Here is a 23,381-nt window from a genome sequence, read left to right as displayed (position 1 = left end):
TCAGCGCACTATTACGCCAACGTGAGAACGGCCCTTGGAGAAACGCACAAAAGGGCGCCGCCGCGGGGGACGGTCCCGCGGCGGCGCCTCCTGATCTCGGGGGATCAGGCGGGGGAGCAGGCCGTTCCGTTCAGCGTGAAGCCGGACGGGGCGGCGCTGTTCCCGGTATGTGTGGCCTGGAAGCCTATGGCGGTGGACGCCCCCGGGGCCAGGTTTCCGTTGTAGCTGACGTTCCGCGCGGTCACCTGACCCGACGCCGGGCTGTAGGTGGCGTTCCAGCCGGACGTGATGCTCTGCCCGCCCGGCAGCGCGAAGCTGAGGCTCCATCCGTTTATCGCCGTCGTGCTCGTGTTGGTGACGGTGATCTGCGCCGTCAGCCCGGTGTTCCAGGCGCTCACCGTGGTGGCCACCCGGCAAGCCCCAGAAGAAGGCGGCGGAGAGGTGGGCGGCGGTGAGGTGGGCGGCGGAGAGGTGGGCGGCGGAGAGGTGGGCGGCGGAGACGTCGGGGGCGGCGTGGTGGGCGGAGGAGTAGTGGGAGGCGGAGTCGTCGGGACGGAGTCGAGGCCGAAGAAGGCGATGGCCAGCCGCGCCATCCCACTCAACGGCAGCGAGTGCCCGACCCCGGCCACGCTGATCCCCTCGACCGGCGCCTGCACCGACGAGGACCCGTACCGCGTCCGGGTCCACCCGGATTGAGGCGTGTCGGTGAACACCGGCGTCTGGCTGACCCCGTGCACGTTGGTCCACTGTTTGACGGCCTCGCCGAAGTTCGGGTACCGCAGCGTGTCGTCGGTGGTGCCGTGCACGAGCTGCATGCGCGGCCGCCGCCCGCTGTATCCGGGGTAGGCCGCCCGCACGAGGTCACCCCACGCCTGCGGCGTCTTGCTGACCTGTCCCTGCGCGCAGGCGCTGTTCCACATCGACCCGTCCGTCGTGGCGAAACACCCGAAGGGCACGCCCATGTACGCGGCGCCGGCCGCGAACACGTCGGGATAGTCCCCGAGCAGCACGTTGGTCATCATCCCGCCCGACGACGCCCCGGTGACGAAGGTGCGGGCCGGGTCGGTGCCGTACCGCTGCTGCACGTACCGGACCATCGACACGATCCCGGCCGGGTCGCTGGTGCTGTCGTGCCGCAGCGCCCCCGGCGTGGAGACGTCGAAGCACTGCCCGGATCTGGTCGCCGACGGGTAGATCACGATGAACCCGTACTGGTTGGCCAGTGAGGCGAACTCGGTCCCCGAGTAGAAGGCCGGCCCGCTCCCGGTGCAGTAGTGCACGGCCACCAGCAGCCCCGGCGAGGCGGCCAGCGTGTCCGGCACGTACAGATGCATGCGGAGGTTGGTCGGGTTGTTGCCGAAGCCGGTGACCTCCTGCAGGGACGCCGCCGAGGCGGACGTGACCGGCCCGAGCACCGCCACCCCGGCCATCACGAGGGCGGCCACGAGGAGCCGCCAGACCCTGATCATCGGGCGCTGCAGGTCGCGGCCGACGGGCCGGTCCCTGTTCCCTGGAAGCCGAACTCGGTGCTGCCGCCCGCGGCGACCGTGCCGTTGTAGGCGACGTTGGAGAACGAGGTGCCCGAGGCTTGCGCGTTCCACGTGTTGGTCACCGCGGCGCCGGCCGGCAGGGAAACCCCGACGGTCCATCCGCTGAGCGCGGAACTTCCGGCCGTTATCCGTACGGTCGCGACGAAGCCACCGTTCCACTGGTTCAGCGTGATCGTGGCCGTGCAGCCGGCGTCCGAGGGCGGGGGAGTGGAGGGACCGGGCGGTGTCGGCGTCGTCGTCGTCCCGCCGTTCAGGGCATTCAAGGTCGAGGTGTACGCGGCCTTCCTGTTCCCGGATCCGTCGAAGAGCAGCGGTGTTCCGCTGGCCCGCCACGAGTCGGAGTCGCGGATGCCCCAGACGGTGATCCCGTTGCAGCGCGTGACGGCGAGGCACGCCCGTACCGCCGCGGCGAACGAGTTGGCCTGGGCCGTGCCCGACCCTTCGATGTCCAGCTCGGTGATCTGCACGTCGACCCCGAGGTCGGCGAAGCGCTGCAGGTTGGCCTGGTAGTCCGAGGGCAGCGGCGAGTTGGCGTTGAAGTGCGACTGGAACCCGACGCAGTCGATCGGCACGCCGCGGGCCTTGAAGTCCTGCACCATCGCGTAGACCGCGTTGCTCTTCGCGTTCTGCCCGTCGGTGTTGTAGTCGTTGTAGCAGAGCTTGGCCGCCGGGTCGGCCGCCCGCGCGGCGCGGAACGCGACCTCGATCCAGTCGTTGCCGGTGCGCTGCAGGTTGGAGTCGCGGCGACCGCCCCCGCCGCCGTCGGCGAAGGCCTCGTTCACCACGTCCCACGAGTCGATCTGGCCCTTGTAGTGGGTCGCGACCTGGGTGACGTGGTTGACCATGGCGTTGCGCAGGGCGGTGCCGCTGAGGTTCTGGGCCCACGACGGCTGCTGCTGATGCCAGGCCAGCGCGTGACCGCGTACCTTCTTGCCCTGGCTCTTGGCCAGGTTGACGATCTGATCGGCCGAGCCGTACGAGAACGTGCCCTGGGACGGCTCGGTGGCGTCCCACTTCATCTCGTTCTCGGGGGTGACCGAGTTGAACTCGGTGGACAGCAGGTTCGCGTACGTCGTGTCGCTGAGCTTGTACGCGGCGACCGCGGTACCGAAATAACGGCCCGTAGCGGCCGCGGAGGCACCGAGCGTGGTGGCCGCGTCGGCGGTGCCGGCGAAGAACACGCCGGCGGCGGGGATGACCAGAGCGAGGGCAAGCAAGCGGGATTTCATGCCGATGCCTTTCAGAGCACGGGAACGGCGTGGCCGAGGCTTGCCCTACCTCGCCCAGGAAGTGACCCGGATCGATCGAAACTTTAACGACTCGTACCGGAAATAACAACGTCGAAGTTCCGAAACTTCCGGCATTCGTAGGCCGGCCGGTAGCGGTCGTCCAGCAGTGTGAGCAGACTCAGCAGCAGCACGAAGAAGAGCGTCGCGCCCAGATTCAGGTCGCCGCGGCCCAGCAGCCACGCGCCCACGAAGACCAGCGCGACGTTGAGCAGGACCCGCGCCCCGAACGCGCCGGCCATCGTCACCGGTTTGATCGGCCCGCGCGCGATCCACAGCGTCACGGCCGCGTTGACCACGACGAAGGCCGCGATGCCGAGGAACAGCTCCAGGCCGGTCGAGCGCAGGTCCGGCAGCAGCTCGCCGAAGATCACGCTGAGCAGGCCGACCAGGACGATCTTCTCCAGGGTGGCCGCCGAGAACACCCGCCGATGCGCCACCACCCAGGTCACGAAGCTCGAGGTGGTGGCGACCGCCGAGGGCAGCGGGTCCGCGTGCACGCGCCAGGCCCAGTCCGGGCCGGGCAGCCGCGGCCGGGCCCAGACCCACACCGCCACTGCGAGGGCGACGGCCACGACAGCGACCAGCGCGGCGGCGACCGGGTAAGCAGCCACCGTGTCGGTCACGTCGAGCTGGGCGATGTGGATCCACCACTCCTGCGGCAGCTTGATGAAGATCCAGATGCCCGCGGCCACCAGAAGCCACCATCGAAGGCCGTACCGCGAAGGGTTCCAGCGCAGCCGGACGATCTCGTACGCGATGAAGAAGTACTCGAACGTGTTGGGGAAGATCAGCAGGATCGCCCGCCAGTCGGTGAACTCGAACAGCACGACCCCGGCCAGCCGGTAGAAGTACAGGAACCGCGCGATCTCGACGGCCGGCATGCTGGCCCAGTTCCGCAGCGTCGCCAGGTAGGCGATGGCGAGGTAGTAGACGTCCATCGCCTTGTCGTAGTTCTGGTAACCGGGCGGGTCGTAGCCGAACGCCTGGAAGATCGTCTGGTCGACGCCGTCGAGGATCAGCGCGGCCAGGATCGCCGGCAGGGGATAGCGCGGGATGAACAGGGGAATGACGAAGCGGGCCCCGACCACCGCCAGGAACACTGCCGTCGCCGCGGCGCTCATGCCTAGACGCTCGTCGCGCCCGGCCCGCCGCGCCTCACCCGAATCGGATGATTGAGGTCCGTCTCAGGTCGGCGTCGATGGCGGCGGTCGTGGCGAGCAGCGGCGGCAGGAAGCGGCGGCGCATCACATCGAGCGTCGCGCGGGCGGCGTGCACCGAGACGTTGACCGCGCCCGCCACCGCCCCCGACCGGTCGTGGATCGGCGCCGCGATCGCCCGCAGTCCCTCCTCGAGCTCCTGGTCGACGATCGAGTAACCCTGGGCCCGGACCTTGGCGATCTCCGCCCGCAGCGCCGGCGCCGACGCGAGCGTCCGGTTTGTCAGCTTGGCCGGGCGGACACGGGCGAGATAGGCATCTACATCGGACTCGTCGGACCCGGCGAGCAGCACCCGCCCCATCGACGTCGCGTAGGCCGGGAAACGGGTGCCGACCGTGATGGCGACGGCCATGATCCGCGACGTGGGCACCCGCGCCACGTAGACGATGTCATCACCGTCGAGAACGGAGAGCGACGACGACTCGTGCAACTCGGCGACCAGCCGCTCCAGGTGCGGCGCGGCAACGTCCGGCAGCGACAGGCTCGACAAGTAGGCGTAACCGAGGTCGAGCACCTTGGGCGTCAACGAGAAGAGCCGCCCGTCGGTCCGTACGTAGCCGAGGTCGGCCAGGGTGAGCAGGAAGCGGCGCGCCGCGGCCCGGGTCAGGCCGCAGATCCGGGCGACCTCGCTCAGGGTGAGCTCGGGGTGCTCGGCGTCGAAGGCGCGGATGACCGCCAGGCCGCGCTCCAGGGACTGGACGTGATGGGGTTCCCTCATAGCTTGCTATCCAATTGATAAAGATCGTTGACGTGACACGGCGCACATCCATAGCGTTCTCCATGAGAACTCATGTTCGCAATGCGCACAGCCTGAACCGGAGGAACGTTATGCGGCGTGTCCTGATAGGTGCAGCTATAGCGGCGCTCGTGGCCGCCACGGGAGCGTGTGGGTCCGGCGGCTCTTCTGAAAAAGCCGACGGCGACGGTGTCGACCAGGTCAAGGTCGGCGTCATCCCGATCGTCGACGTGGCCCCGATCTACCTGGGTCAGCAGAAGGGCTTCTTCAGCAACCGCAAGATCAACCTGACCATGGAGAGCGGCCAGGGCGGCGCCGCCATCGTGCCCGGCGTGGTCAGCGGCCAGTTCCAGTTCGGGTTCAGCAACTTCACCTCGCTGCTGATCGCGCAGACCAAGAGCGTGCCGATCAAGGCCGTCTCGGCCGGCGTCTCCTCGGTCGGTGAGCAGGGCAAGGACTTCGGCGGCGTCGTGGTCAACGCGAACAGCCCGGTCAAGACCGCGGCCGACCTGGCCGGCAAGAAGATCTCGGTGAACACGCTGAAGAACATCGGCGACACCACGGTCCGCGAGTCGGTGCGCAAGGCCGGCGGCGACCCCTCGAAGATCAGTTTCGTCGAGATGCCGTTCCCGAACGCGCCGGCGGCTCTCGCCGGCGGGCAGGTGGACGCGTCCTGGCTGGTCGAGCCGCAACTCTCGGAGGCCAAGGCGGCCGGGGCCCGGCTCGTCGCGTCCAACTTCGTCGACGCCGCCCCGAACCTGTCGGTGGCCGCCTACTTCACCTCGACCAAGCTCCAGGCCGACGACGCCGACCTGGTCAAGCGGTTCACCGAGGCGATCAACGAGTCGCTCGCCTACGCCGACGCCCACCCCGACGAGGTGCGGGCGGCGCTGGGCACGTACACCAAGATCGACGAGAAGACCCGGGCCGCGATGATCCTGCCCAAGTGGCCGGCCGAGATCAACAAGGACTCGGTGCAGACGCTGGCCGACCTGGGCGCCAAGGACGGCATCTTCGACGGCAAGACGCCCGACCTGGGGCAACTGCTGCCGTGAAAGCGAGAGGCCTGCTCGGGCTGGCCGGGCTGCTCCTCGTGATCGAGCTGCTGCCGCGACTCGGCCTGGTGGACGACGCCTACCTGCCGCCCACCAGCCGGATCGCGGCGGCGCTGGCCGACGAGCTCGGCACCACCGCGTTCTGGCAGGCCGTGGGGGACACCCTGACCGGGTGGGCCCTCGGCCTGCTGATCGCGGTGGTGGCCGGCGTGCTCGCCGGCATCGTGATCGGCGCGGTCCCGGTGCTGCGCGCGGCCACCGCGTCCACCATCGAGTTCCTGCGCCCGATCCCGTCGGTCGCGCTGATCCCGCTCGCGGTGCTGCTCTACGGCACCGACCTCGGCTCGGTGCTGCTGCTGGTCGTCTACGCCTCGTTCTGGCAGGTGCTGGTCCAGGTGCTGTACGGGGTGGCCGACGTCGACCCGATCGCCGACGAGACCGCGCGCAGCTTCCGGTTCAGCACCTGGGCCCGCATCCGCCACGTCTTGTGGCCGACCGCGCTGCCGTACGTCTTCACCGGCGTCCGCCTGGCCGCCTCGGTGGCCCTGGTCCTGGCCGTCACCGCCGAGCTGGTCATCGGCGCGCCCGGCCTGGGCAAGCTCATCGCGGTGGCCCAGACCTCAGGAGCAGTGCCTGACATGTACGCGTTGATAGCAGTCACCGGGCTTCTCGGCGTGGCCATCAACCTGGCCGCCCGGGTCTTCGAGCGGCGCACCCTGTCGTGGCACCAGTCGGTTCGCGGGGAGGTTCCGGCGTGAAGCGCGTGGCGTACGTCCTGGCCCTGCCGCTCTTGCTGTTCGTGGCTTGGTTCGTCCTGAGCAGTGGCAGCGAGAACTTCTACGCGCCGCCCCTGAGCGAGATTCTGCGCGCTTTCGCCGACACCTGGACGCTGGAGCGACTGAAGGCCGACGTCCTGCCGAGCCTGCTCCGCCTGCTGTCCGGATATGTCGTGGCCGCGCTGATCGGTATCGCGCTGGGCGTGGCCATCGGTCTCAACCGGCGGTTGCGGGCCACCGTGGAGCCGGTGCTCGAGTTCTTCCGCGCCATCCCGCCGCCCGTGCTCGTTCCGGTGATCATGCTGTTCGCCGGCATCGGCAACGGCATGAAGATCATCGTGATCGTCTTCGGCTGCGTGTGGCCGATCCTGCTCAACACCGTCGAGGGGGTCCGGGCGGTCGACTCGGTCCAGCTCGACACGGCCAAGGCCTATGGCGTACGCGGTCCCGCGTGGATCCGTACCGTCATCCTCCCGTCGGCGTCGCCGCAGATAGCCGCCGGCCTCCGGCAGGCGCTCTCCATCGCGATCATCCTGATGGTCATCAGCGAGATGTTCGCGGCCAGCAACGGTCTCGGCTTCACCATCGTGCAGTTCCAGCGCAGCTTCGCCATCCCCGAGATGTGGAGCGGGATCATCCTGCTCGGCCTGCTCGGCTTCGCCCTGTCGCTGCTGTTCCGGCTCGCCGAGGGGCGCGCCCTCCGCTGGTACCACGGCCTGCGTGACGCGCAGCGCCGGTCGTAAGGGGACACGCTCATGCTCGAAGTGCAAGGGTTGCGCAAGGTCTACAGCACCGGCGGGCGCGAGGTCGAGGCGCTGCGCGACCTGACGTTCACCGTCGACAACGGCGACCTGGTCTGCCTGGTCGGCCCGTCCGGCTGCGGCAAGACCACGCTGCTGCGCTGCATCGCCGGCCTGCTGACGCCGACCGGGGGCACGGTCAAACTCGACGGGCACCAGGTCAGCGGTCCGCCGCCGGGTCTGGCGATGGTCTTCCAGGAGTACGGGCGCAGTCTGTTCCCCTGGATGACCGTGCGCGACAACGTTCTGCTGCCTTTGAAACAGAAGCGCCTGCCTCGTCGACGGCGCGACGAGCTCGCCGACCGGGCGCTGGACGCCGTCGGTCTGGCCGGCACCGAGAACGCGTACCCCTGGCAGCTCTCCGGCGGCATGCAGCAGCGCGTGGCCATCGCCCGCGCGGTCGCCTACGAGCCCTCGACCCTGCTCATGGACGAGCCGTTCGCCGCGGTCGACGCCCAGACCCGGGCCGACCTGGAGGACCTGGTGCGCGAGCTGTGGCAGCGCCTCAAGGTCACCATCCTGTTCATCACCCACGACATCGACGAGGCCGTCTATCTCGGCCGCCGCGTCATCATGCTCTCGTCCTCCCCCACCGTCGTCCAGGATCAGATCGTCGTCGACCTTCCGGCCGAGCGCGACCAGCTGCACACCCGCGCCGACGCCCGCTTCACCGAACTCCGCACCCACGTCTACGAGCAGATCCAGAAAGCCAAACGGGGCTCCCGCTGACTGGCGGCGGGGGTCCATCCTGAGGGGGACCCTTCGGGAGGCAGCATGGAGATCACCGGGATCTTTACCGCCATCATCATCGGTCTCATCATCGGCGCGCTGGGGCGTCTCGTCGTCCCCGGCAAGCAGAACATCCCTATCTGGCTCACCCTGCTCATCGGCGTGGTGGCCGCCCTGCTCGGCACCTTCCTGGCCGCTCTGATCGGCGTCGACGACACCCGCGGCATCGACTGGATCGAGCTGGCCCTGCAGATCGCCCTGGCCGCCGGTGGTGTCGCTCTGGCGGCCGGTGTTCGTCGCCGGCCCTGAGGATGTAAAGACTTCACCGGCGGCTCCGACTCACGGGTGACGACACGAGAAGGAGCACACCATGAAGTTCGTCATCGGCATGCACATCAACCCGGCCGTGCTGGACGCGCTGACCGACGAGGAGAAGGCGGCGATCGGCGACGGGCACGGCGCCCTGCTGACCGAGCTCAAGGAGTCCGGCGAGCTGATCGCCACCCAGGCCCTGGCCGACCCGTCGCAGTCGGCCGTCGTCTCGGTCTCCGGCGGGCAGCGGGTCGTCACGGACGGGCCGTTCGTCGAGGCCAAGGAGTACCTCGGTGGCTTCTACCTGATCGACTGCGAGGACCGGGAACGGGCCCTGGAGATCGCCGCGAAGATTCCCGACGCCGCCATCGCGGGCCTCGCGGTCGAGGTCCGCCCGGTGATGTTCTACGACGGGGCGCTCGAGGCGTGACCCGCTCGCCGGTCGAGGACCTGCTGCGTGAGCTGACGCCGCAGGTCCTCGGCTCGCTCGTGCGCCGCCACGGCCGCTTCGAGGACTGTGAGGACGCGGTCCAGGAGGCCGCCGTCGCCGCGGCCCTGCAATGGCCGGCCTCGGGCGTGCCGGACAACCCCCGCGGCTGGCTGCTGACCGTCGCCTCCCGGCGCCTGATCGACCAGGTACGCAGTGACGAGGCGCGCCGCTTCCGCGAGTCCCGCCTGACCGCACCCGACCCGGTCGACGTCCCCGCCGTCGACGACACCCTCACGCTGCTGTTCCTGTGCTGCCATCCCGCCCTGGCCCACGGCTCGCAGATCGCCCTCACCCTGCGCGCGGTCGGCGGCCTGACCACCGCCGAGATAGCCCGCGCCTTCCTGGTTCCCGAGAACACCATGGCCGTACGCATCAGCCGAGCCAAGACCCAGATCAAGCAGGCCGGCGCGCAGTTCTCCGCCCCCGACCCCGCCCAGCGCCTCCCCGCCGTCCTGCACGTCCTCTACCTGATCTTCAACGAGGGCTACACCGCCCACCACCGAGCCGACCTGGCCGCCGAGGCCATCCGCCTGACCCGCGCCGTCCACGCCCAGCTCCCCACCGACAGCGAGGTGGCCGGCCTGCTCGCCTTGATGCTGCTGACCAACTCCCGCCGGGCCGCCCGCACCACCCCGGCGGGTGACCTGGTCCCGCTGGACGAGCAGGACCGGACGCTGTGGGACCGCGAGCTGATCGGCGAGGGCATGGGCCTGGTCAAGGCGGCGCTGGCCGGCCCCGCCCTCGGCCCGTATCTGCTCCAGGCCGCCATCGCCGCCACCCACGCGGACGCGCCCACGACCGCCGGGACCGACTGGCGGCAGGTGCACGCGCTCTACCTGATCCTCGAGCGGATCGCCCCCAACCCGATGGTCACCCTCAACCGGGCGATCGCCGTGGCCGAAGTGGACGGCCCCGAGGCCGGCCTGTCCCTGCTCGCCGGGCTCGACACCGACAAGCGCCTGGCCGGGCATCACCGCTTGCTCTCCGTCCGGGCCCACCTGCTGGAGAAAGCAGGCGACCTAGTCGCCGCCCACGACCTTTACCGCCATGCCGCCAAAGCCACGACCAGCCTCGCCGAGCAGCGCTACCTGCTCGCGCGGGCCAGGCGCTTGGCGAGTTGACCAGCGCGACGGCGGGCCGTGCGCCTTCCGGGCTCCGGCTAATCTCGCGTTGTCCGATCTCCCGGCGCAGTCGCGCCATGGTCTGGAACGAGGACGCTTGTGTACACGCCTGCCCCATTCTCGGCATCCGATGCCGATATTGATCAGCTCCTGATGAGTGCGGATGCGGCTGACCTGATCACCAGCACGGCGGAGGGGCTGCAGGCCACTTACTTGCCGGTTGTCTACGACGCGGAGGCCGGCCCGCGGGGCTCGCTGCTGGCCCACGTGGCGCGCAACAACGAGCAGTGGAAGCTACCGCCGATCGGTGAGGCGATGGCCATCGTCCACGGCCCGGACACGTACATCACGCCGTCCTGGTACGCGTCGAAGCGCGAGCACGGCAGAGTGGTGCCGACCTGGAACTATGTGACCGCGCACGTTTACGGCGAGCTCGTGGTGCACGACGACCCGGCTTGGGTCGCGGCGATGGTCAGGCGGCTGACCGACCGGCACGAGCGGGGGCGCGACCATCCGTGGTCGGTCGACGACGCGCCGGCGAGGTACGTGACCGGTCAGCTGCGCGCCATCGTCGGCGTGCAGATGGTGATCAGCCGCGTCGAGGCGAAATTCAAGCTCAGCCAGAATCGTCCCGCCCCTGACATCGATGGTGTCGTCGCCGGGCTGCACGCGGCCGGCCAGGACGTGATGGCCACCGCGACGGAGGCGCGGCGCCCCGGCAAGCGGCCTGCGACGTGAGCTGAGGTCGGGTCAGACCGTGCGCAGGTCGAGGGAGTGCCAGGTGATCTCGTCGTTTCCGGTGGTGGTGGACCACCAGAGGAGGCCGCCGCGGGAGAAGGCGCCGTCGGTGCTGGGGGCTATGTCGACGGTGCGGCCGGTGGCGGCGTCGTAGACGACGAGGGCGGCGGCGCCGGTCAGGTCGGTTTCGGGGGTGGGCTCGGCCAGGATCTCGAAGCGGTCGAGGACGGCCACGTCGGTGATCGCGGACTGGGCGGCGCCGCCGGCGATGCGGCGGCGGTCGGTGCCGTCGGGGCGTACGAGGTCGATGCGGGCCACCGTGTCGCCGCCCAGGACCATGGCCCGGCACCAGACCGGGCCGCAGGTCAGCTGTTCGGCGCCGGAGGTGACGATGTCCCGGTCGCGGGCCGTGGACATGTTACGGAGCCGGGTGGTGCCCTCTTCGACCAGCCAGGGCCAGGCCGACATGGACCACTGGCCGGATTCGAGCTTGGTGCTGACCGGGCCGCCGCCGATCGGCACCGAGCGGATCTCGGTCTCCTTGGTGGCATCGCCGCCGGCCGGGGCGGCGGTCCAGTGCACGCGGCCGTCGGCGGCGACCAGGTCGTACTGGTTGCCGTAGAAGACGGCGTTGCCGGTGTCGGCCGTGAGCAGCCGGGCCGATCCGCCGCTGACCGAGGCGGTCCAGATCTTCACGGGGGTGGCCTCGGCGGTCGACTCCGTCCAGAAGAGCTGGTCGCCGTCGCGGGTGAACGCCTCGAACTGCGGGTTGCCGCCGAGCGGGACCCGGCGCAGCTCGCGGAGCTTCTCACCGGAGCGGATCAGCAGGCGCATCTCGTCGCCGCCCGGGGTGGGCGCGGTGCCGACGGCGGTGGTCGCGTCGAGGAACATCGACGGGTTGAACAGCGGGCCGTCGGGCAGCCCGGCGTCCATGTCGGCCCGCGCCGCATTCGGCCATGCGGCGGCCGCGCCGGTCCGGGCCGGCGGCGGCGTCGGAGTGGAGGGCCCAGGCGTGCCGACGAGCAGAAAGGCCCCGGCTACCAGGGCGATTCCGGTAAGTACGAGATGTCGTCGCGGTACGGCGAAGCCGGTGGTGAGCGTCATGCGTACGGCTGCTTCGGCTCGGGGACTTCCGCCCAGGTCTTCACCTCGAGGTAGGCGACGTCGACGTTGTTGACCGGGTCTTTGCCCTTCTCGGGGGAGTAGGCGCCGACCACCGCGACCCAGGTGTCGACGGGGACGTCGATCGGGGCGCGGCCGGTCAGCCCGATCTTGATGGGGCGGCCGTCGGCGGCGCAGCAGCTCAGCACGATCCGGGCCAGCATCGGCTTGCCGTCGGGGGCGGTCGTGATGAAGCCGGTCAGCCGCACCTCGCGGTCCTGCATGCTCTCCCCGGCGTCGAACAGCGCCCGCGACGCGTAGTCGACCAGGCTGACGTCGACCGGGTCACCCGCCGGAAGCGGGGGATAGTCCGAGTTGTCCACGGGCTGGGCGACGACGCTGCCGGCCTGTTCGGCGGCATAGGAGCCCAGAGCCGGCGGCGCGACCAGGAGCAGCCCCAGCACCGGCAGGATCAACAGCCAGCCCACCCTCGGCTCGTGATGATCATGCGAAGCCGAAGGGGAAGCGGAGTCGGACGGCGAGGAACGCAGCGTGTACCAAAGTGTCATCACGGCCGCGGCCACCAGCAACAGACCCGCGCCGATCAGGAACGGGCGGAGCCCCTCCTTCACGTACCGCAAGTAGAGGTCCGTGAAGGACGCCCGCAGAATGGCCCCACCGAACAGCAACATGACAACGGCCTGGGTCAACTTGCTCATGACGTCACTCCGCTTCGCTCTGTGCCGCCACGAGCTTTGGCGCTGAGTCTGATGATGCCTTCGCTTCGCTCGGTCATAGCAGCACCACCCCCACGCCCGTACCGATGCCGAGAGCCGCCACGAATGTCGCCGGGGCGAAGCGGAACGCGAAGCGCCGCCCGAACACCCCCGCCTGCATCGAGATCAGCTTGAGGTCGACCATCGGCCCGACCACCAGGAAGACCAGCCGCGACGTCAGCGAGAACTGCGACAGCGACGCCGCCACGAACGCGTCGGCCTCGCTGCAGATCGACAGCAGCACGGCCAGGACGGCCAGCGCGATCACCGACAGCACCGCGTTGCCGGCCAGGCTCTGCAGCCACGACGCGGGCACGATGACGTTGATGGTGGCCGCCGCGGCCGCGCCGATCACGAGGAAGCCGCCCGCGTGCATGACGTCGTGCCGGCAGGCCGCCCAGAAGGCCCGCGCCTTGGACAGGTCGTCCAGCTCGGGCCGGTGCGGCAGCCTGATCCACTCCTGCTTGCCGAGGCGGAGCCAGAGCCACCCCATCAGGACGGCGACGGCCAGGCTGGCCACTCCGCGGGCGACCGCCATCTCCGGCCGCCCCGGGAACGCGATCACGGTGGCGGTCAGCACGATCGGGTTGATCGCGGGCGCGGCCAGCAGGAAGGCCAGCGCCGCGGCGGGCGTGACCCCGCGCCGGATCAGCGACCCGGCGATGGGCACGCTGCCGCACTCGCAGCCGGGCAGCGCCACCCCGGCCAGCCCGGCCGCGGGCACGGCCAGCGCCGGGTGCTTGGGTAGGGCGCGGGCCCAGAACGAGCGCGGCACGAAGACCGCGATCACCGCCGAGAGCACCACCCCGAAGACCAGGAACGGCGCCGCCTGCACGAGCACGGAGACGAAGACCGTGGTCCAGGTCTGCATCCGGGCCCCGTCGACCAGCCCGGCCAGCGGCCCCCGGAAGATCACGAGCAGCACGAGCAGCCCGGCCAGAATCTCCAGCGAGCCGATCGCGCGCTCACGGGGCGCACCCGGCGGTGAGGGTGGTGCGGGTGCATCCCAGTCGATGTCCTGGAGGCGGCTCAAGATCACTCCCATGCGGTCGGCCGCGGCCACCCTACCGCACCATTTCGCCGCATTTAGCTGCGCATATATCAATCAGTGCATGTGTCAGAAGCCGATCGGCAGCCCCGCGTAGTTCTCGGCCAGCCCCCGCGCCCCGGCCTCGCTCGACGCCACCCACCGCAGCTGCGACAGCTGGAGCTGCGCGTCGAACGGGTCCCCGCCGGTGTGCAGCATCGTCGTCATCCACCAGGAGAAATGCGTGCACCGCCAGACCCGTCGGAGCGCGTCGTCGGAGTAGGCGTCGGCCAGTTCCGTCGATCCCTCGCGCACGAGAGAAATCAGCGCCCGTGACAACAACGCGACGTCCGCGATGGCCAGATTCAGCCCCTTGGCCCCGGTCGGCGGCACGATGTGGGCCGCGTCCCCGGCCAGAAACACCCGTCCGTGTCGCATCGGGGTCTGCACGTAGCTGCGCATCGGCAGCACGCTCTTGTCGGTGATCGGCCCCGGGGTCAGCTTCCAGCCGTCCTGCCCGTGCCCGAGCCGCGTCGCCAACTCGTCCCAGATGCGATCGTCCGGCCACGACGCCGCGTCCGTGCCGTTCGGCACCTGCAGGTAGAGCCGGCTCACCGTCTCCGAGCGCATCGAGTGCAACGCGAACCCGTTCGGGTGCCACGCGTAGATCAGCTCGTCCGTCGAGGGCGCCACATCGGCCAGGATCCCCAGCCAGCTGTACGGATACACGCGCTCGAAAGTCTGGGCGGGAACCGCATGCCGCGAGGGACCGAACGACCCGTCGCAGCCCGCGATCGCGTCCGCGTCCAGCCGTTGTCCGGCGCCCTCGGCGTCGACGAAGGTCACGTACGGCCGTTCGGAGTCGACGTCGTGCAACTCGACGTCGGAGACTTCGTAGAAGACGGCGGCGGTGCCGGCCGCGACCAGGTCCTTCTGCACCTCGGTCTGCCCGTAGACCCAGACGCTGCGCCCGGTCAGGTCGACGAAGTCGAGGTGGTGCCGCTCGCCCGGCCACTGCAGGTAGATGCCCCGGTGCTCGTGTCCCTCGGCGCGCAGCCGATCGCCCAGCCCGGCCGATTCGAGCAGCTGAACGCTCGAGCTCTCCAGGATCCCGGCGCGGATCCTCGAGGCCACGTACTTCTGGGACCTGGTCTCGAGCACCACCGCCTCGACGCCGCCGCGGTGCAGGAGGTGGGCGAGGAGCAGACCGGCCGGGCCGGCGCCGATGATGGCGACCTGGGTGCGCATGCGCTCAGCCAACGTCAGCCGCGCGGAAGCGGCAAGGCCCTAATTCCGTTGAGCGGAAGCCAGCGTACGGCCGATGCCTCTCGCCGCCACCTGGAGAGCCGACACCAGCCGGGCCTGTTCCCGGCGCAGATCCGGCACGACGATGCCGAGGGCGGCCACCACCCGGTCGGCCTCGCCGCGCACGGGCACGGCGACCGAGCACGCGCCCAGGCTCATCTCCTCGCCGGTGGTCGCGAACCCGGCCGTACGGACCCGTCGCAGTTGATCGGTCAGCAGGGCCGGCTGCGTGATCGTGTACGGCGTGACCCGCGTGAGCCGCCCCAGTGCTTCTGTCCGGACGTCCTCCGGCGCGTACGCCAGCAGCACCTTGCCCACCCCCGTGGCGTGCAACGGAAGTCTGGAGCCGATCTTGCTGACCACCGGGACCGAGACGTGCCCGGCCAGCCGGTCGACGTAGAGCGCCTCGCCGCCGTCACGGACCGCGAGATGCACGGTGGCCAGGGTGGCGCCGTAGAGGTCATGCAGGAACGGCGAGGCCGCCTGCCGCAACCCGGACTGTACGGGGGAGAGCAGACCGAGGTCCCAGAGGCGGCGGCCGATCACGTACTCGCCGGTGGCCAGACGGGTCAGCGCGCCCCACCGGGTCAGCTCGCCGACCAGCCGGTGCGCGGTCGCGAGAGGCAGACCGGCGCGGCGGGCCAGGTCGCTGAGCGTGAGGCGGCGGTGATCGGAGTCGAAGGCGCCGAGAAGATCGAGCACCCGGGAGGTGACGGTCGCGCCCATCGATGCCTCGCTTTCCGCTCAGTGGAAGGCAAGTATCGTCTCGGCCGCCGCGCCGGTCTAGCGTCCGTGATGTGGAGACTCAGGCGGACATCAGCCGGGAGATAACTGCGTTGCGCGACCGCGGCGGGCCGCAACCGCAGCTCGACTACCCGCCGTACCGCAGCAGTGTTCTGCGGCATCCCACGAAGGACCGCGTGCTGGCCGATCCCGAAGGGGTCGAGCTGTGGGCGCCCTGCTTCAGCAGCCGCGACGTCGGCGCCGACGAGGCCGACCTGACGATCCAGCGGGCCGGCGAGCCGCTCGGTGAGCGCATGGTGGTGACGGGCCGTGTCGTCGACGGGCAGGGCAACCCGGTGCGTCACCAGCTCGTGGAGATCTGGCAGGCCAACGCCTCCGGCCGTTACTGGCATCAGCGCGATCAGCACCCGGCCCCGCTCGACCCGAACTTCGTCGGCGCCGGCCGCTGCCTGACCGACGGCGACGGCGTCTACCGCTTCCAGACGATCAAGCCGGGCGCCTACCCGTGGCGCAACCACCTCAACGCGTGGCGGCCGGCCCACATCCACTTCTCTCTGTTCGGCACGGACTTCACCCAGCGCCTGGTCACCCAGATGTACTTCCCGAACGATCCGCTGTTCGACCTCGACCCGATCTACCAGTCGATCACCGACCCGAAGGCCCGCGAGGCGTTGCTCGCCTCCTACGACCACGAGCTGACCACGCCCGAATACAGCCTGGGCTACCGCTGGGACATCGTCCTGAGCGGCACCCACCGCACCCCCATGGAAGAGTCGTGACCTTTGCTCCGGGACAGACCGTCGGACCGTTCTTCCACCTCGGCATTCCGTACGCGGGGGACAACGAGCTCGTCCCGCCGGGCCGGGCCGATGCCGTACGCCTGCACGGGCGGGTCTTCGACGGGGACGGCCACGGCGTGCCGGACGCGGTGATCGAGCTCTGGCAGGCCGATCCGTCGGGCGCCGTGCCCCGCGTGGGCGGCTCGATCAAGCGCGACGGCTGGACGTTCACCGGCTGGGGGCGCGCGCAGACCGACCCGGACGGGCACTACTGGTTCTCGACGCTGACGCCGGGCCCGACGTCCCCGGACAAGCCGGCGTTCTTCGCGCTGACCGTCTTCGCCCGCGGCCTGCTCGATCGGCTCTTCACCCGCGCCTACCTGCCGACGGATCAGCCGGATGCGTTTCTCGACGGGCTGGATGCGGCCCGCCGGGCTACGCTGATCACCACGCGCGAGGAGCGGGGCCTGCGCTTCGACATCCGACTGCAGGGCGAGGGTGAGACGGTGTTCCTGACTTTCCCCGGCCAGGCCCCATGAGCGACCTCCTCTGGCCCGGCGACCACCGAGCCGCCGAACTCTGCACCGACGAGGCCGTCCTGACCGCCCTCCTCCACGTCGAGTCGGCGTGGCTGGCCGCCCTCCACCACCACAAGGTCGCGCCTCCAGCCTTCGCCGGCCCCTCGGCGGCCGCCCCTTCCGCCGCGCCGCCCGCCGCCCCCTCTTCCGCTGCGCCGCCCCTCCTGCCGCCCGATTTATCCGGCTTAGTAGGCGAAGCGGACCTCGAAGCTCTCGCGCGAGACGCGGAAGAGGGCGGCAACCCCGTCATCCCGCTCGTGAAGCTGCTAAGCCGCCGCTCCGATGCCGGAAACATCCATGCCGGACTGACCAGCCAGGACGTTCTGGACACGGCCATGGTGCTCGTCCTCCGGGCGGCGGCCGATCGGATCCTCTCGGATCTGGCGGCGCAGATCGCGGCGCTGGCCGAGCTCGCCGACCGGCATCGCGGCACCGACATGGCGGGGCGAACGTTGACCCAGCACGCCATCCCGATCACGTTCGGCCTCAAGGTCGCGGGCTGGCTGCAAGGCGTCCTCGATGCCCGCGACACCCTCCAGGCCGCGGCCGACCTGCCGATCCAGATCGGTGGCGCAGCCGGCAGCCTGGCCGCCCCCACCGCCCTGACCGGCAGCCCGGCGAAGGCCCGCGAACTGGTCGCCCACACCGCCGCCACACTCGGCCTACCCCTACGCGAGCCCTGGCACACGAGCCGCGCCCCCTTCACCCGCTTCGCCGACGCGCTGGTGACCTGCACCGACGCCTGGGGCAAGATCGCCAACGACATCCTGGTCGGCGCGCGACCCGAGATCGGCGAGCTGACCGAGGCCGCAGGCGGCGGCTCCTCGGCCATGCCCAACAAGCAGAACCCCGTACTGTCGGTCCTGATCCGCCGGGCCGCCCTGGCCGCCCCGCCGCTGGCCGCCACCATGCACATCGCCGCCGCGAACGCGGTCGACGAGCGCCCCGACGGCTCCTGGCACGTCGAATGGTCCACGGTGCGTGCCCTTGCCCGCCGCACCGTCGTCGCCGGCGCCCAGACCGCCGATCTCCTCGCCGGCCTGCGCGTCGATCCCGTCCGGATGGCCACGATCCTGGCCGAGGCCCACCCCGGCATCGACGCCGAGCAGCGCAAATACTCGCCCGAGGAGGGGCCCTACCTCGGCGCCACCGACGAGATCATCGACGCCGTCCTGGCCCGAGCCGCGGAGAAGCCGTGCTGACCACCACCGTCCTGGCCGACGCTCCCGATCGGCCGTTGCTGCTGCTCGGTCCGTCGCTGGGCACGTCGGTCGAGGCGCTGTGGAGTCGTTGCGCGCGGTCGATCAAGGGTCACCACGTCGTGGGCTGGGATCTGCCCGGGCACGGGCGCAGCGGGCCGGCGGCCGGCGCGTTCAGCATCGCCGACCTAGCAAGCGAGGTGCTGACGATCGCCGACCGGCTCCGGCCGGGGGCGCCGTTCCGCTACGCCGGGGATTCGGTCGGTGGCGCGGTCGGGCTGCAGCTTCTGCTGGACGCGCCGAAGCGGGTCGAGGCGGCCGCGCTGATCTGCACCGGCGCCAAGATCGGGGAGGCCGCCGGGTGGCGGCAGCGCGCCGAGACCGTACGGGCCGAGGGAACCCACGCCGTGATCGCCGGTTCGCTGCAGCGGTGGTTCGCGCCGAACTTCCCGCAGCGCCAGCCCGCCGTGGCCGGCGCCCTGCTGGACGCGTTGCGGGCCGCGGACCCGGAGAGCTACGCGCTGACCTGCGAGGCCCTGGCCGCCTTCGACGTGCGGAAACGGCTCGCGGAGATCACCGCGCCGGTGCTCGCGGTGGCCGGCGCGGTCGATCAGCCGACGCCGCCGGAGGGGCTGGCCCAGATCGCGGCCACCGTCCGCGACGGCCGCCTGATCGTGCTGGAGGACGTGGCCCATCTCGCGCCGGCCGAGCAGCCGGAGACGGTCGGGGCCCTGCTCGACGAGCATTTCGGCGGGCCGGCCACGCTCGACCGGGTGCGCGAGGCCGGCCTGTCCGTGCGGCGGCAGGTCCTCGGCGATGAGCACGTGGACCGGGCGGTCGCCGCCACGACGCCGTTCACCCGCGATTTTCAGGAGCTCATCACCGCGTACGCCTGGGGTGAGATCTGGACCCGCCCGGGCCTGGACCGCCGCAGTCGCTCGATGATCACGCTGACCGCGCTGGTGGCCCTGGGCCATCAGGAGGAATTAGCCATGCATCTGCGGGCGGCGCGGCGCAATGGGCTGACCGACGACGAGATCAAGGAAGTGCTGTTGCAAAGCGCGATTTATTGCGGCGTGCCGGCCGCGAATACCGCTTTCCGAATTGCTCAGCAGGTGCTGGGGGAGCCTTCGTGACCGCCGTGATCATGTCGGCCGCGGAGGCGGTGCAGGCCGTCCGGGACGGCGACACTGTGCTGGTGGGCGGCTTCGGCATGGCCGGGATGCCGGTCGAGCTGATCGACGCGCTCATCGACCACGGCGCCGCCGATCTGACGATCGTCAGCAACAACGCGGGAAATGGCGACACCGGTCTGGCGGCTCTGCTGGCGGCCGGGCGCGTACGCAAAGTGGTGTGCTCTTTCCCGCGGCAATCCGATTCCTGGGTCTTCGACGGGCTGTACCAAGCCGGGAAAATCGAGCTCGAAGTCGTGCCGCAAGGGAATCTGGCCGAACGCATGCGGGCCGGGGGCGCCGGAATCGGTGCCTTCTACAGCCCCACCGCGGTCGGCACACCGTTGGCCGAGGGCAAGGAGACGCGGGTCATCGACGGCCGCGAGTACCTGCTCGAGTACCCGATTCGTGGTGACGTGGCGTTGATCAAGGCTTTTCGGGCGGACAGGATGGGCAACCTGGTCTACCGGAAGACGGCCCGGAACTTCGGGCCGGTGATGGCGACCGCGGCCGCGGTGACCGTCGCGCAGGTCTGTTCGGTGGCCGAGATCGGGGAATTGGATCCGGAGGCCGTCGTGACGCCCGCCATCTATGTGAATCGGCTGGTCGTGGCATGAGCCTGACGCGTTCGCAAATGGCCGAGGTGGTCGCCCGGGACATTCCCGACGGCTCGTACGTCAACCTCGGGATCGGGCAGCCGACGATGGTCGCCTCGTTCCTGCGCCCGGACAGCGGCGTCGTCCTGCACACCGAGAACGGCATGCTCAACATGGGCCCGGTCGCTTTCGGTGATGCCATCGATCCTGATCTGACCAACGCCGGCAAGCAGCCGGTGACCGAGCTGCCCGGCGCCTCGTACTTCCACCACGCCGACTCGTTCGCGATGATGCGCGGCGGTCACCTCGACGTCTGCATCATGGGCGCGTTCCAGGTCTCGGCCTCCGGCGATCTGGCCAACTGGTCGACCGGCGCGCCGGACGCGATCCCGGCCGTCGGCGGGGCGATGGATCTTGCCATCGGGGCCAAGCAGGTGTTCGTGATGATGAGCCTGTTCGCCAAGGACGGGGCGCCGAAACTGGTGCCGGCCTGCACCTATCCGCTGACCGGGCGGGCCTGTGTCAGTCGCGTCTACACCGACGTGGCGACCTTCGCGATCACCGCCGACGGCGTCCGGGTCGTGGAGACGTACGGCACAACAGCCGAGGAGCTTGGTGCCCGCCTGGACGTCCCACTGATCTGATGTCGCTTTTACATAGCTGAGGTAACCCTGTGAAGGTGACTCACTTCTCTGGGTGAAAATTTGCGTGGCCTGCAAGATCTGGAAGATGCTGGGGGCTTGATCGCGTCCCGCGGGGATCGTCCGGAGGTGCCAGGTGAACAGGGTGGCTGCCCGACGCGCGGCGCGCGAGTTACTTCTCGTCGCTGTGCTGTTCCTCGCCTACAAGTTCGGCCGCATCCTGGTCGAAGGCCATGTCGAGGAGGCGATGCGCAACGCGTCCTCGATCTGGGACTTCGAGCGGAACCTGCACCTGCCCAGCGAGGAGTCGTTGCAGGACGCCCTGCTGACGCACGCGTTCTGGGTGAAGGTGGCGAACTGCTTCTACGCGTACGTCCACTTCCCGGCCACCGCCCTCACCCTGATCTGGATGTACGTCAAGCGCCCGGAGATCTACCTCTGGATGCGCCGCACTCTGGCCACGCTGACCGCGTTCGCCCTGGTCGTGCACGCGCTCTACCCGCTCGCCCCGCCGCGCATGCTCACCTCGGCCGGCATGGTCGACACGGGCCGGCTCTTCGGGCCCTCGGTGTACGGATCGCCGAGCACCGACAGCCTGAGCAACCAGTACGCGGCGATGCCGTCCCTGCACGTCGGCTGGGCCGTCGTGGTCGCCCTGGCCCTGGTCGCGGCGTCGGCCGGCCACCGTTGGCGGTGGGTGTGGCTGGCCCATCCGGTGACCACGCTGCTGGTCGTGGTGGTCACCGGTAACCACTACTGGGTTGACGCCGTCGCCGCCATCGGGTTGCTCGCCGTGGTGTCGGCGCTGGTGCCGCGGCCGGCCCTCGTCCTTCCGGAGCCGGCCCCCACTCCCTGGCGCGTGCCCGCTCAGCGCACGGTCGAATCCTCGGAGTCGAACACTCGACTGCCGTCGACGTAGGTCTGCGCCACTCGAGTCTCGGCGATCATCTCGGGCGGGTACGCGAACGGGTCGCGATCCAGCACGACCAGGTCGGCCCGCGTCCCGGGCCGCAGGGTGCCGGTGTCGTCGAGGTGGTTCACGTAGGCGGTGCCGCTCGTGTACGCGTTCAGCGCCGTCCGCAGGTCCAGGGCCTGATCCGCCAGGAACCGCTCGCGGTCCCCGCCGGGCAGCACCCGGTTGACCGCGACGTGGATGCCCTGGATCGGGTCCGGCGTGCTGACCGGCCAGTCGCTGCCCCCGGCCAGGCGGGCCCCGGAGCGGTGGAGATCGCCGAACGGGTACTGCCGACCGGCCAGCGCCGGATCCAGGAACGGGATGGTCAGCTCGTCCATCTGCGGCTCGTGGGCGGCCCAGTACGGCTGCATGTTCGCGCTGGCCCCGAGGGCGGCGAAGCGATCTACATCGTCCGGGTGTACTACCTGCAGATGGGCCAGATGCGGGCGCGTGTCGCGATGCCCGTTGGCCCGCCGGGCCGCCTCGATCGCGTCCAGCGCGTTGCGAACCGCCCGGTCACCCAGCGCATGGAAGTGCGTCTGGAAGTCAAGGGCATCAAGTTCCGTGACGTACGCCTTGAGCGCCTCCGGGTCGATGAAGTCGAGGCCACGATTGGCGGTAGTACACCCGCAGGAATCCCGGTAGGGCGCGGTCATGGCCGCGGTGAAGTTCTCGGCGATCCCGTCGAGCATCAGCTTGATCGAGCCGCAGCGCAGCCGGCCGATCGTGAGCCGCTCCCGCTTCGCGATCAACTCCGGGATCTGCTCGGCGCCCCGGTCACGGTCCCACCACAAGGCCCCGACGACGGTTGCGCTGAGCGATCCGCCGCGCGCTGCTTGCTCGTACGCGTCGGAGATGTCGTCGTAGCCGTTACTGGCCGCCACCATCGCGTCCTGCCAGGCCGTGATGCCGAGCGAATGGAGCAGGGTCTGCGCCCGGAGGAGGCCGGCCATGCGCTCCTCGGCGGTGGCGGCCGGGACGTCGACCAGGGACATGGCGCCCTCCTGCAGAGCGCCGACGGGGTCGCCGTTGTGGTCGCGGTCGATCCGGCCGGTATCGGGATCCGGGGAGTCACGGGTGATGCCGGCCCGTTCCAGGGCGGCCGTATTGACCCAGGCGGCGTGGTGATCCCGGTTGAGCAGGTAGACGGGGCGGTCGGGGACGACACTGTCGAGCAGGTGGCGGTCGGGGATGCCGTTCTCGAAGCTCTCCATGGACCAGCCGCCGCCGACGATCCAGGTGGCGCCGGGGTTGAGGTGCGCGTACTCCCGGATGCGGCGCAGGTATTCGGTGCGGTCGGTGGTGCCCGTGAGGTCGCACTGGCCGAGCTCGACGCCGCCCATGACGGCGTGGATGTGGGCGTCCTGGAAGCCGGGGATCAGGAGCCTGTTCTTGAGGTCCACTGTCTCGGTCTTCGGGCCTCTTTGCTGCTCGGCTTCCGCGCCGAGGGCGACGATGCGGCCGTCGGTCACCGCGGCGGCCGTGCTGAAGCCGTCCTCGGTGAAGACGGGGCCGTTGACGAAGACAAGATCCGCGTACGCCATGCGTGGCATCCCATCACCGCCGTCCTTCCGCGGTCAACGGCGTTGACATGCGGGTTGGGGGGTCGATTTGGCGTTCGGCCGTGGGTGGAGTAATGTTTTCCGAGCCGCCAGGGAGACGGGCGAGCGAGCGGGACCCGCGAGGGGCCCGGAG

The 23,381-nt window shown here is 70.2% G+C and carries 25 protein-coding genes and 1 pseudogene; 16 read left to right on the top strand and 10 right to left on the bottom strand.

Translation table 11 applies throughout. The annotated features are described in order from the left end of the window. Window positions 1-104: 104 nt before the first annotated feature. The 4 genes from AB0J66_RS45310 to AB0J66_RS45295 form a co-directional block, all read right to left on the bottom strand. Complete coding sequence (locus tag AB0J66_RS45310; protein WP_364674387.1) at window positions 105-1,469, bottom strand: PHB depolymerase family esterase; 1,365 nt, start codon at window positions 1,467-1,469, stop codon at window positions 105-107. Next, window positions 1,466-2,779 (bottom strand): endo-1,4-beta-xylanase, encoded by a 1,314-nt coding sequence (locus tag AB0J66_RS45305; protein ID WP_364674384.1) that lies wholly within the window; start codon window positions 2,777-2,779, stop codon window positions 1,466-1,468. The genes AB0J66_RS45310 and AB0J66_RS45305 overlap by 4 nt, the downstream gene beginning before the upstream one ends. A gap of 83 nt (window positions 2,780-2,862) precedes the next feature. Beyond that, entirely contained in the window at window positions 2,863-3,960 is a 1,098-nt protein-coding gene (locus AB0J66_RS45300; protein ID WP_364674382.1) for a hypothetical protein, read from the bottom strand. Window positions 3,961-3,994: 34 nt separating this feature from the next. Beyond that, a complete protein-coding gene (locus AB0J66_RS45295) occupies window positions 3,995-4,774 on the bottom strand; it encodes an IclR family transcriptional regulator C-terminal domain-containing protein (RefSeq protein ID WP_364674379.1) in 780 nt (259 codons plus the stop codon). A 149-nt stretch (window positions 4,775-4,923) separates the two neighbouring features. Between AB0J66_RS45295 and AB0J66_RS45290 the strand changes: the two genes are divergently transcribed. The 8 genes from AB0J66_RS45290 (at window position 4,924) to AB0J66_RS45255 (ending at window position 10,813) form a co-directional block, all read left to right on the top strand. Further along, window positions 4,924-5,847, top strand: coding sequence for an ABC transporter substrate-binding protein (locus AB0J66_RS45290; protein ID WP_364674377.1), 924 nt, complete (start codon window positions 4,924-4,926; stop codon window positions 5,845-5,847). Then, window positions 5,844-6,605 carry an ABC transporter permease gene (locus AB0J66_RS45285; protein WP_364674374.1) on the top strand — a complete coding sequence of 254 codons (762 nt, stop codon included), beginning with the start codon at window positions 5,844-5,846 and terminating at the stop codon, window positions 6,603-6,605. The genes AB0J66_RS45290 and AB0J66_RS45285 overlap by 4 nt, the downstream gene beginning before the upstream one ends. Next, window positions 6,602-7,366: an ABC transporter permease gene (locus tag AB0J66_RS45280; protein WP_364674371.1), complete on the top strand. Its 765-nt coding sequence runs from the start codon at window positions 6,602-6,604 to the stop codon at window positions 7,364-7,366. Before AB0J66_RS45285 ends, AB0J66_RS45280 begins: the two co-directional genes overlap by 4 nt. A 12-nt stretch (window positions 7,367-7,378) precedes the next feature. Continuing rightward, window positions 7,379-8,152 carry an ABC transporter ATP-binding protein gene (locus AB0J66_RS45275; protein WP_364674369.1) on the top strand — a complete coding sequence of 258 codons (774 nt, stop codon included), beginning with the start codon at window positions 7,379-7,381 and terminating at the stop codon, window positions 8,150-8,152. A gap of 45 nt (window positions 8,153-8,197) precedes the next feature. Then, complete coding sequence (locus AB0J66_RS45270) at window positions 8,198-8,461, top strand: GlsB/YeaQ/YmgE family stress response membrane protein (RefSeq protein ID WP_364674366.1); 264 nt, start codon at window positions 8,198-8,200, stop codon at window positions 8,459-8,461. A gap of 61 nt (window positions 8,462-8,522) precedes the next feature. Further along, window positions 8,523-8,894 carry a YciI family protein gene (locus AB0J66_RS45265; protein WP_364674363.1) on the top strand — a complete coding sequence of 124 codons (372 nt, stop codon included), beginning with the start codon at window positions 8,523-8,525 and terminating at the stop codon, window positions 8,892-8,894. After that, window positions 8,891-10,075 (top strand): DUF6596 domain-containing protein, encoded by a 1,185-nt coding sequence (locus AB0J66_RS45260; RefSeq protein WP_364674361.1) that lies wholly within the window; start codon window positions 8,891-8,893, stop codon window positions 10,073-10,075. Before AB0J66_RS45265 ends, AB0J66_RS45260 begins: the two co-directional genes overlap by 4 nt. Window positions 10,076-10,174: 99 nt before the next feature. After that, entirely contained in the window at window positions 10,175-10,813 is a 639-nt protein-coding gene (locus tag AB0J66_RS45255) for an FMN-binding negative transcriptional regulator (protein WP_364674358.1), read from the top strand. Window positions 10,814-10,825: 12 nt separating this feature from the next. Here the strand turns inward: AB0J66_RS45255 and AB0J66_RS45250 are convergent, their stop codons facing one another. The 5 genes from AB0J66_RS45250 to AB0J66_RS45230 all read right to left on the bottom strand — a co-directional run bounded on the left by AB0J66_RS45250 (window position 10,826) and on the right by AB0J66_RS45230 (window position 15,748). After that, on the bottom strand, window positions 10,826-11,917 hold the full coding sequence (locus AB0J66_RS45250; protein WP_364674355.1) for a hypothetical protein: 1,092 nt from the start codon (window positions 11,915-11,917) through the stop codon (window positions 10,826-10,828). Next, window positions 11,914-12,633, bottom strand: a complete 720-nt coding sequence (locus AB0J66_RS45245) for a TIGR03943 family protein (RefSeq protein WP_364674353.1) — start codon at window positions 12,631-12,633, stop codon at window positions 11,914-11,916. Before AB0J66_RS45245 ends, AB0J66_RS45250 begins: the two co-directional genes overlap by 4 nt. A 73-nt stretch (window positions 12,634-12,706) precedes the next feature. Beyond that, window positions 12,707-13,729 carry a permease gene (locus AB0J66_RS45240; RefSeq protein WP_364674514.1) on the bottom strand — a complete coding sequence of 341 codons (1,023 nt, stop codon included), beginning with the start codon at window positions 13,727-13,729 and terminating at the stop codon, window positions 12,707-12,709. A 78-nt stretch (window positions 13,730-13,807) separates the two neighbouring features. Then, window positions 13,808-14,965: a 4-hydroxybenzoate 3-monooxygenase gene (locus AB0J66_RS45235; RefSeq protein ID WP_364674350.1), complete on the bottom strand. Its 1,158-nt coding sequence runs from the start codon at window positions 14,963-14,965 to the stop codon at window positions 13,808-13,810. 39 nt (window positions 14,966-15,004) lie between these two features. Then, a complete protein-coding gene (locus tag AB0J66_RS45230; RefSeq protein ID WP_364674348.1) occupies window positions 15,005-15,748 on the bottom strand; it encodes an IclR family transcriptional regulator in 744 nt (247 codons plus the stop codon). Between the two features lie 71 nt (window positions 15,749-15,819). Here AB0J66_RS45230 and pcaH point away from each other — a divergent pair, with 71 nt between their 5' ends. The 8 genes and pseudogenes from pcaH to AB0J66_RS45190 all read left to right on the top strand — a co-directional run bounded on the left by pcaH (window position 15,820) and on the right by AB0J66_RS45190 (window position 21,650). Continuing rightward, window positions 15,820-16,545 (top strand): protocatechuate 3,4-dioxygenase subunit beta, encoded by a 726-nt coding sequence (gene pcaH, locus AB0J66_RS45225; protein ID WP_364674345.1) that lies wholly within the window; start codon window positions 15,820-15,822, stop codon window positions 16,543-16,545. Further along, complete coding sequence (gene pcaG, locus AB0J66_RS45220; RefSeq protein WP_364674343.1) at window positions 16,542-17,084, top strand: protocatechuate 3,4-dioxygenase subunit alpha; 543 nt, start codon at window positions 16,542-16,544, stop codon at window positions 17,082-17,084. The genes pcaH and pcaG overlap by 4 nt, the downstream gene beginning before the upstream one ends. Then, window positions 17,081-18,325 (top strand): lyase family protein, encoded by a 1,245-nt coding sequence (locus AB0J66_RS45215; RefSeq protein WP_364674341.1) that lies wholly within the window; start codon window positions 17,081-17,083, stop codon window positions 18,323-18,325. The genes pcaG and AB0J66_RS45215 overlap by 4 nt, the downstream gene beginning before the upstream one ends. Next, window positions 18,319-19,017 (top strand): annotated as a pseudogene (locus AB0J66_RS45210) (alpha/beta fold hydrolase); the annotation flags it as partial. The gene AB0J66_RS45215 and the pseudogene AB0J66_RS45210, both read left to right, overlap by 7 nt. A gap of 78 nt (window positions 19,018-19,095) precedes the next feature. After that, window positions 19,096-19,458 (top strand): 4-carboxymuconolactone decarboxylase, encoded by a 363-nt coding sequence (pcaC, locus tag AB0J66_RS45205; RefSeq protein WP_364674511.1) that lies wholly within the window; start codon window positions 19,096-19,098, stop codon window positions 19,456-19,458. A gap of 11 nt (window positions 19,459-19,469) precedes the next feature. After that, window positions 19,470-20,111, top strand: a complete 642-nt coding sequence (locus tag AB0J66_RS45200) for a 3-oxoacid CoA-transferase subunit A (RefSeq protein WP_364674508.1) — start codon at window positions 19,470-19,472, stop codon at window positions 20,109-20,111. Continuing rightward, window positions 20,108-20,734 (top strand): 3-oxoacid CoA-transferase subunit B, encoded by a 627-nt coding sequence (locus AB0J66_RS45195; RefSeq protein ID WP_364674339.1) that lies wholly within the window; start codon window positions 20,108-20,110, stop codon window positions 20,732-20,734. The genes AB0J66_RS45200 and AB0J66_RS45195 overlap by 4 nt, the downstream gene beginning before the upstream one ends. 142 nt (window positions 20,735-20,876) lie before the next feature. Then, window positions 20,877-21,650, top strand: coding sequence for a phosphatase PAP2 family protein (locus AB0J66_RS45190; protein ID WP_364674336.1), 774 nt, complete (start codon window positions 20,877-20,879; stop codon window positions 21,648-21,650). Here AB0J66_RS45190 and AB0J66_RS45185 read toward each other — a convergent pair. Continuing rightward, on the bottom strand, window positions 21,599-23,239 hold the full coding sequence (locus AB0J66_RS45185; protein ID WP_364674333.1) for an amidohydrolase: 1,641 nt from the start codon (window positions 23,237-23,239) through the stop codon (window positions 21,599-21,601). The two genes, AB0J66_RS45190 and AB0J66_RS45185, sit on opposite strands and share 52 nt — an antisense overlap. Window positions 23,240-23,381 lie beyond the last annotated feature (142 nt).

The sequence above is a fragment of the Actinoplanes sp. NPDC049598 genome (assembly GCF_040675435.1).
Lineage (GTDB): Bacteria > Actinomycetota > Actinomycetes > Mycobacteriales > Micromonosporaceae > Actinoplanes.
Note: the sequence above shows the minus strand (reverse complement) of the source record. Positions and strands in the feature narration are given on the sequence as shown.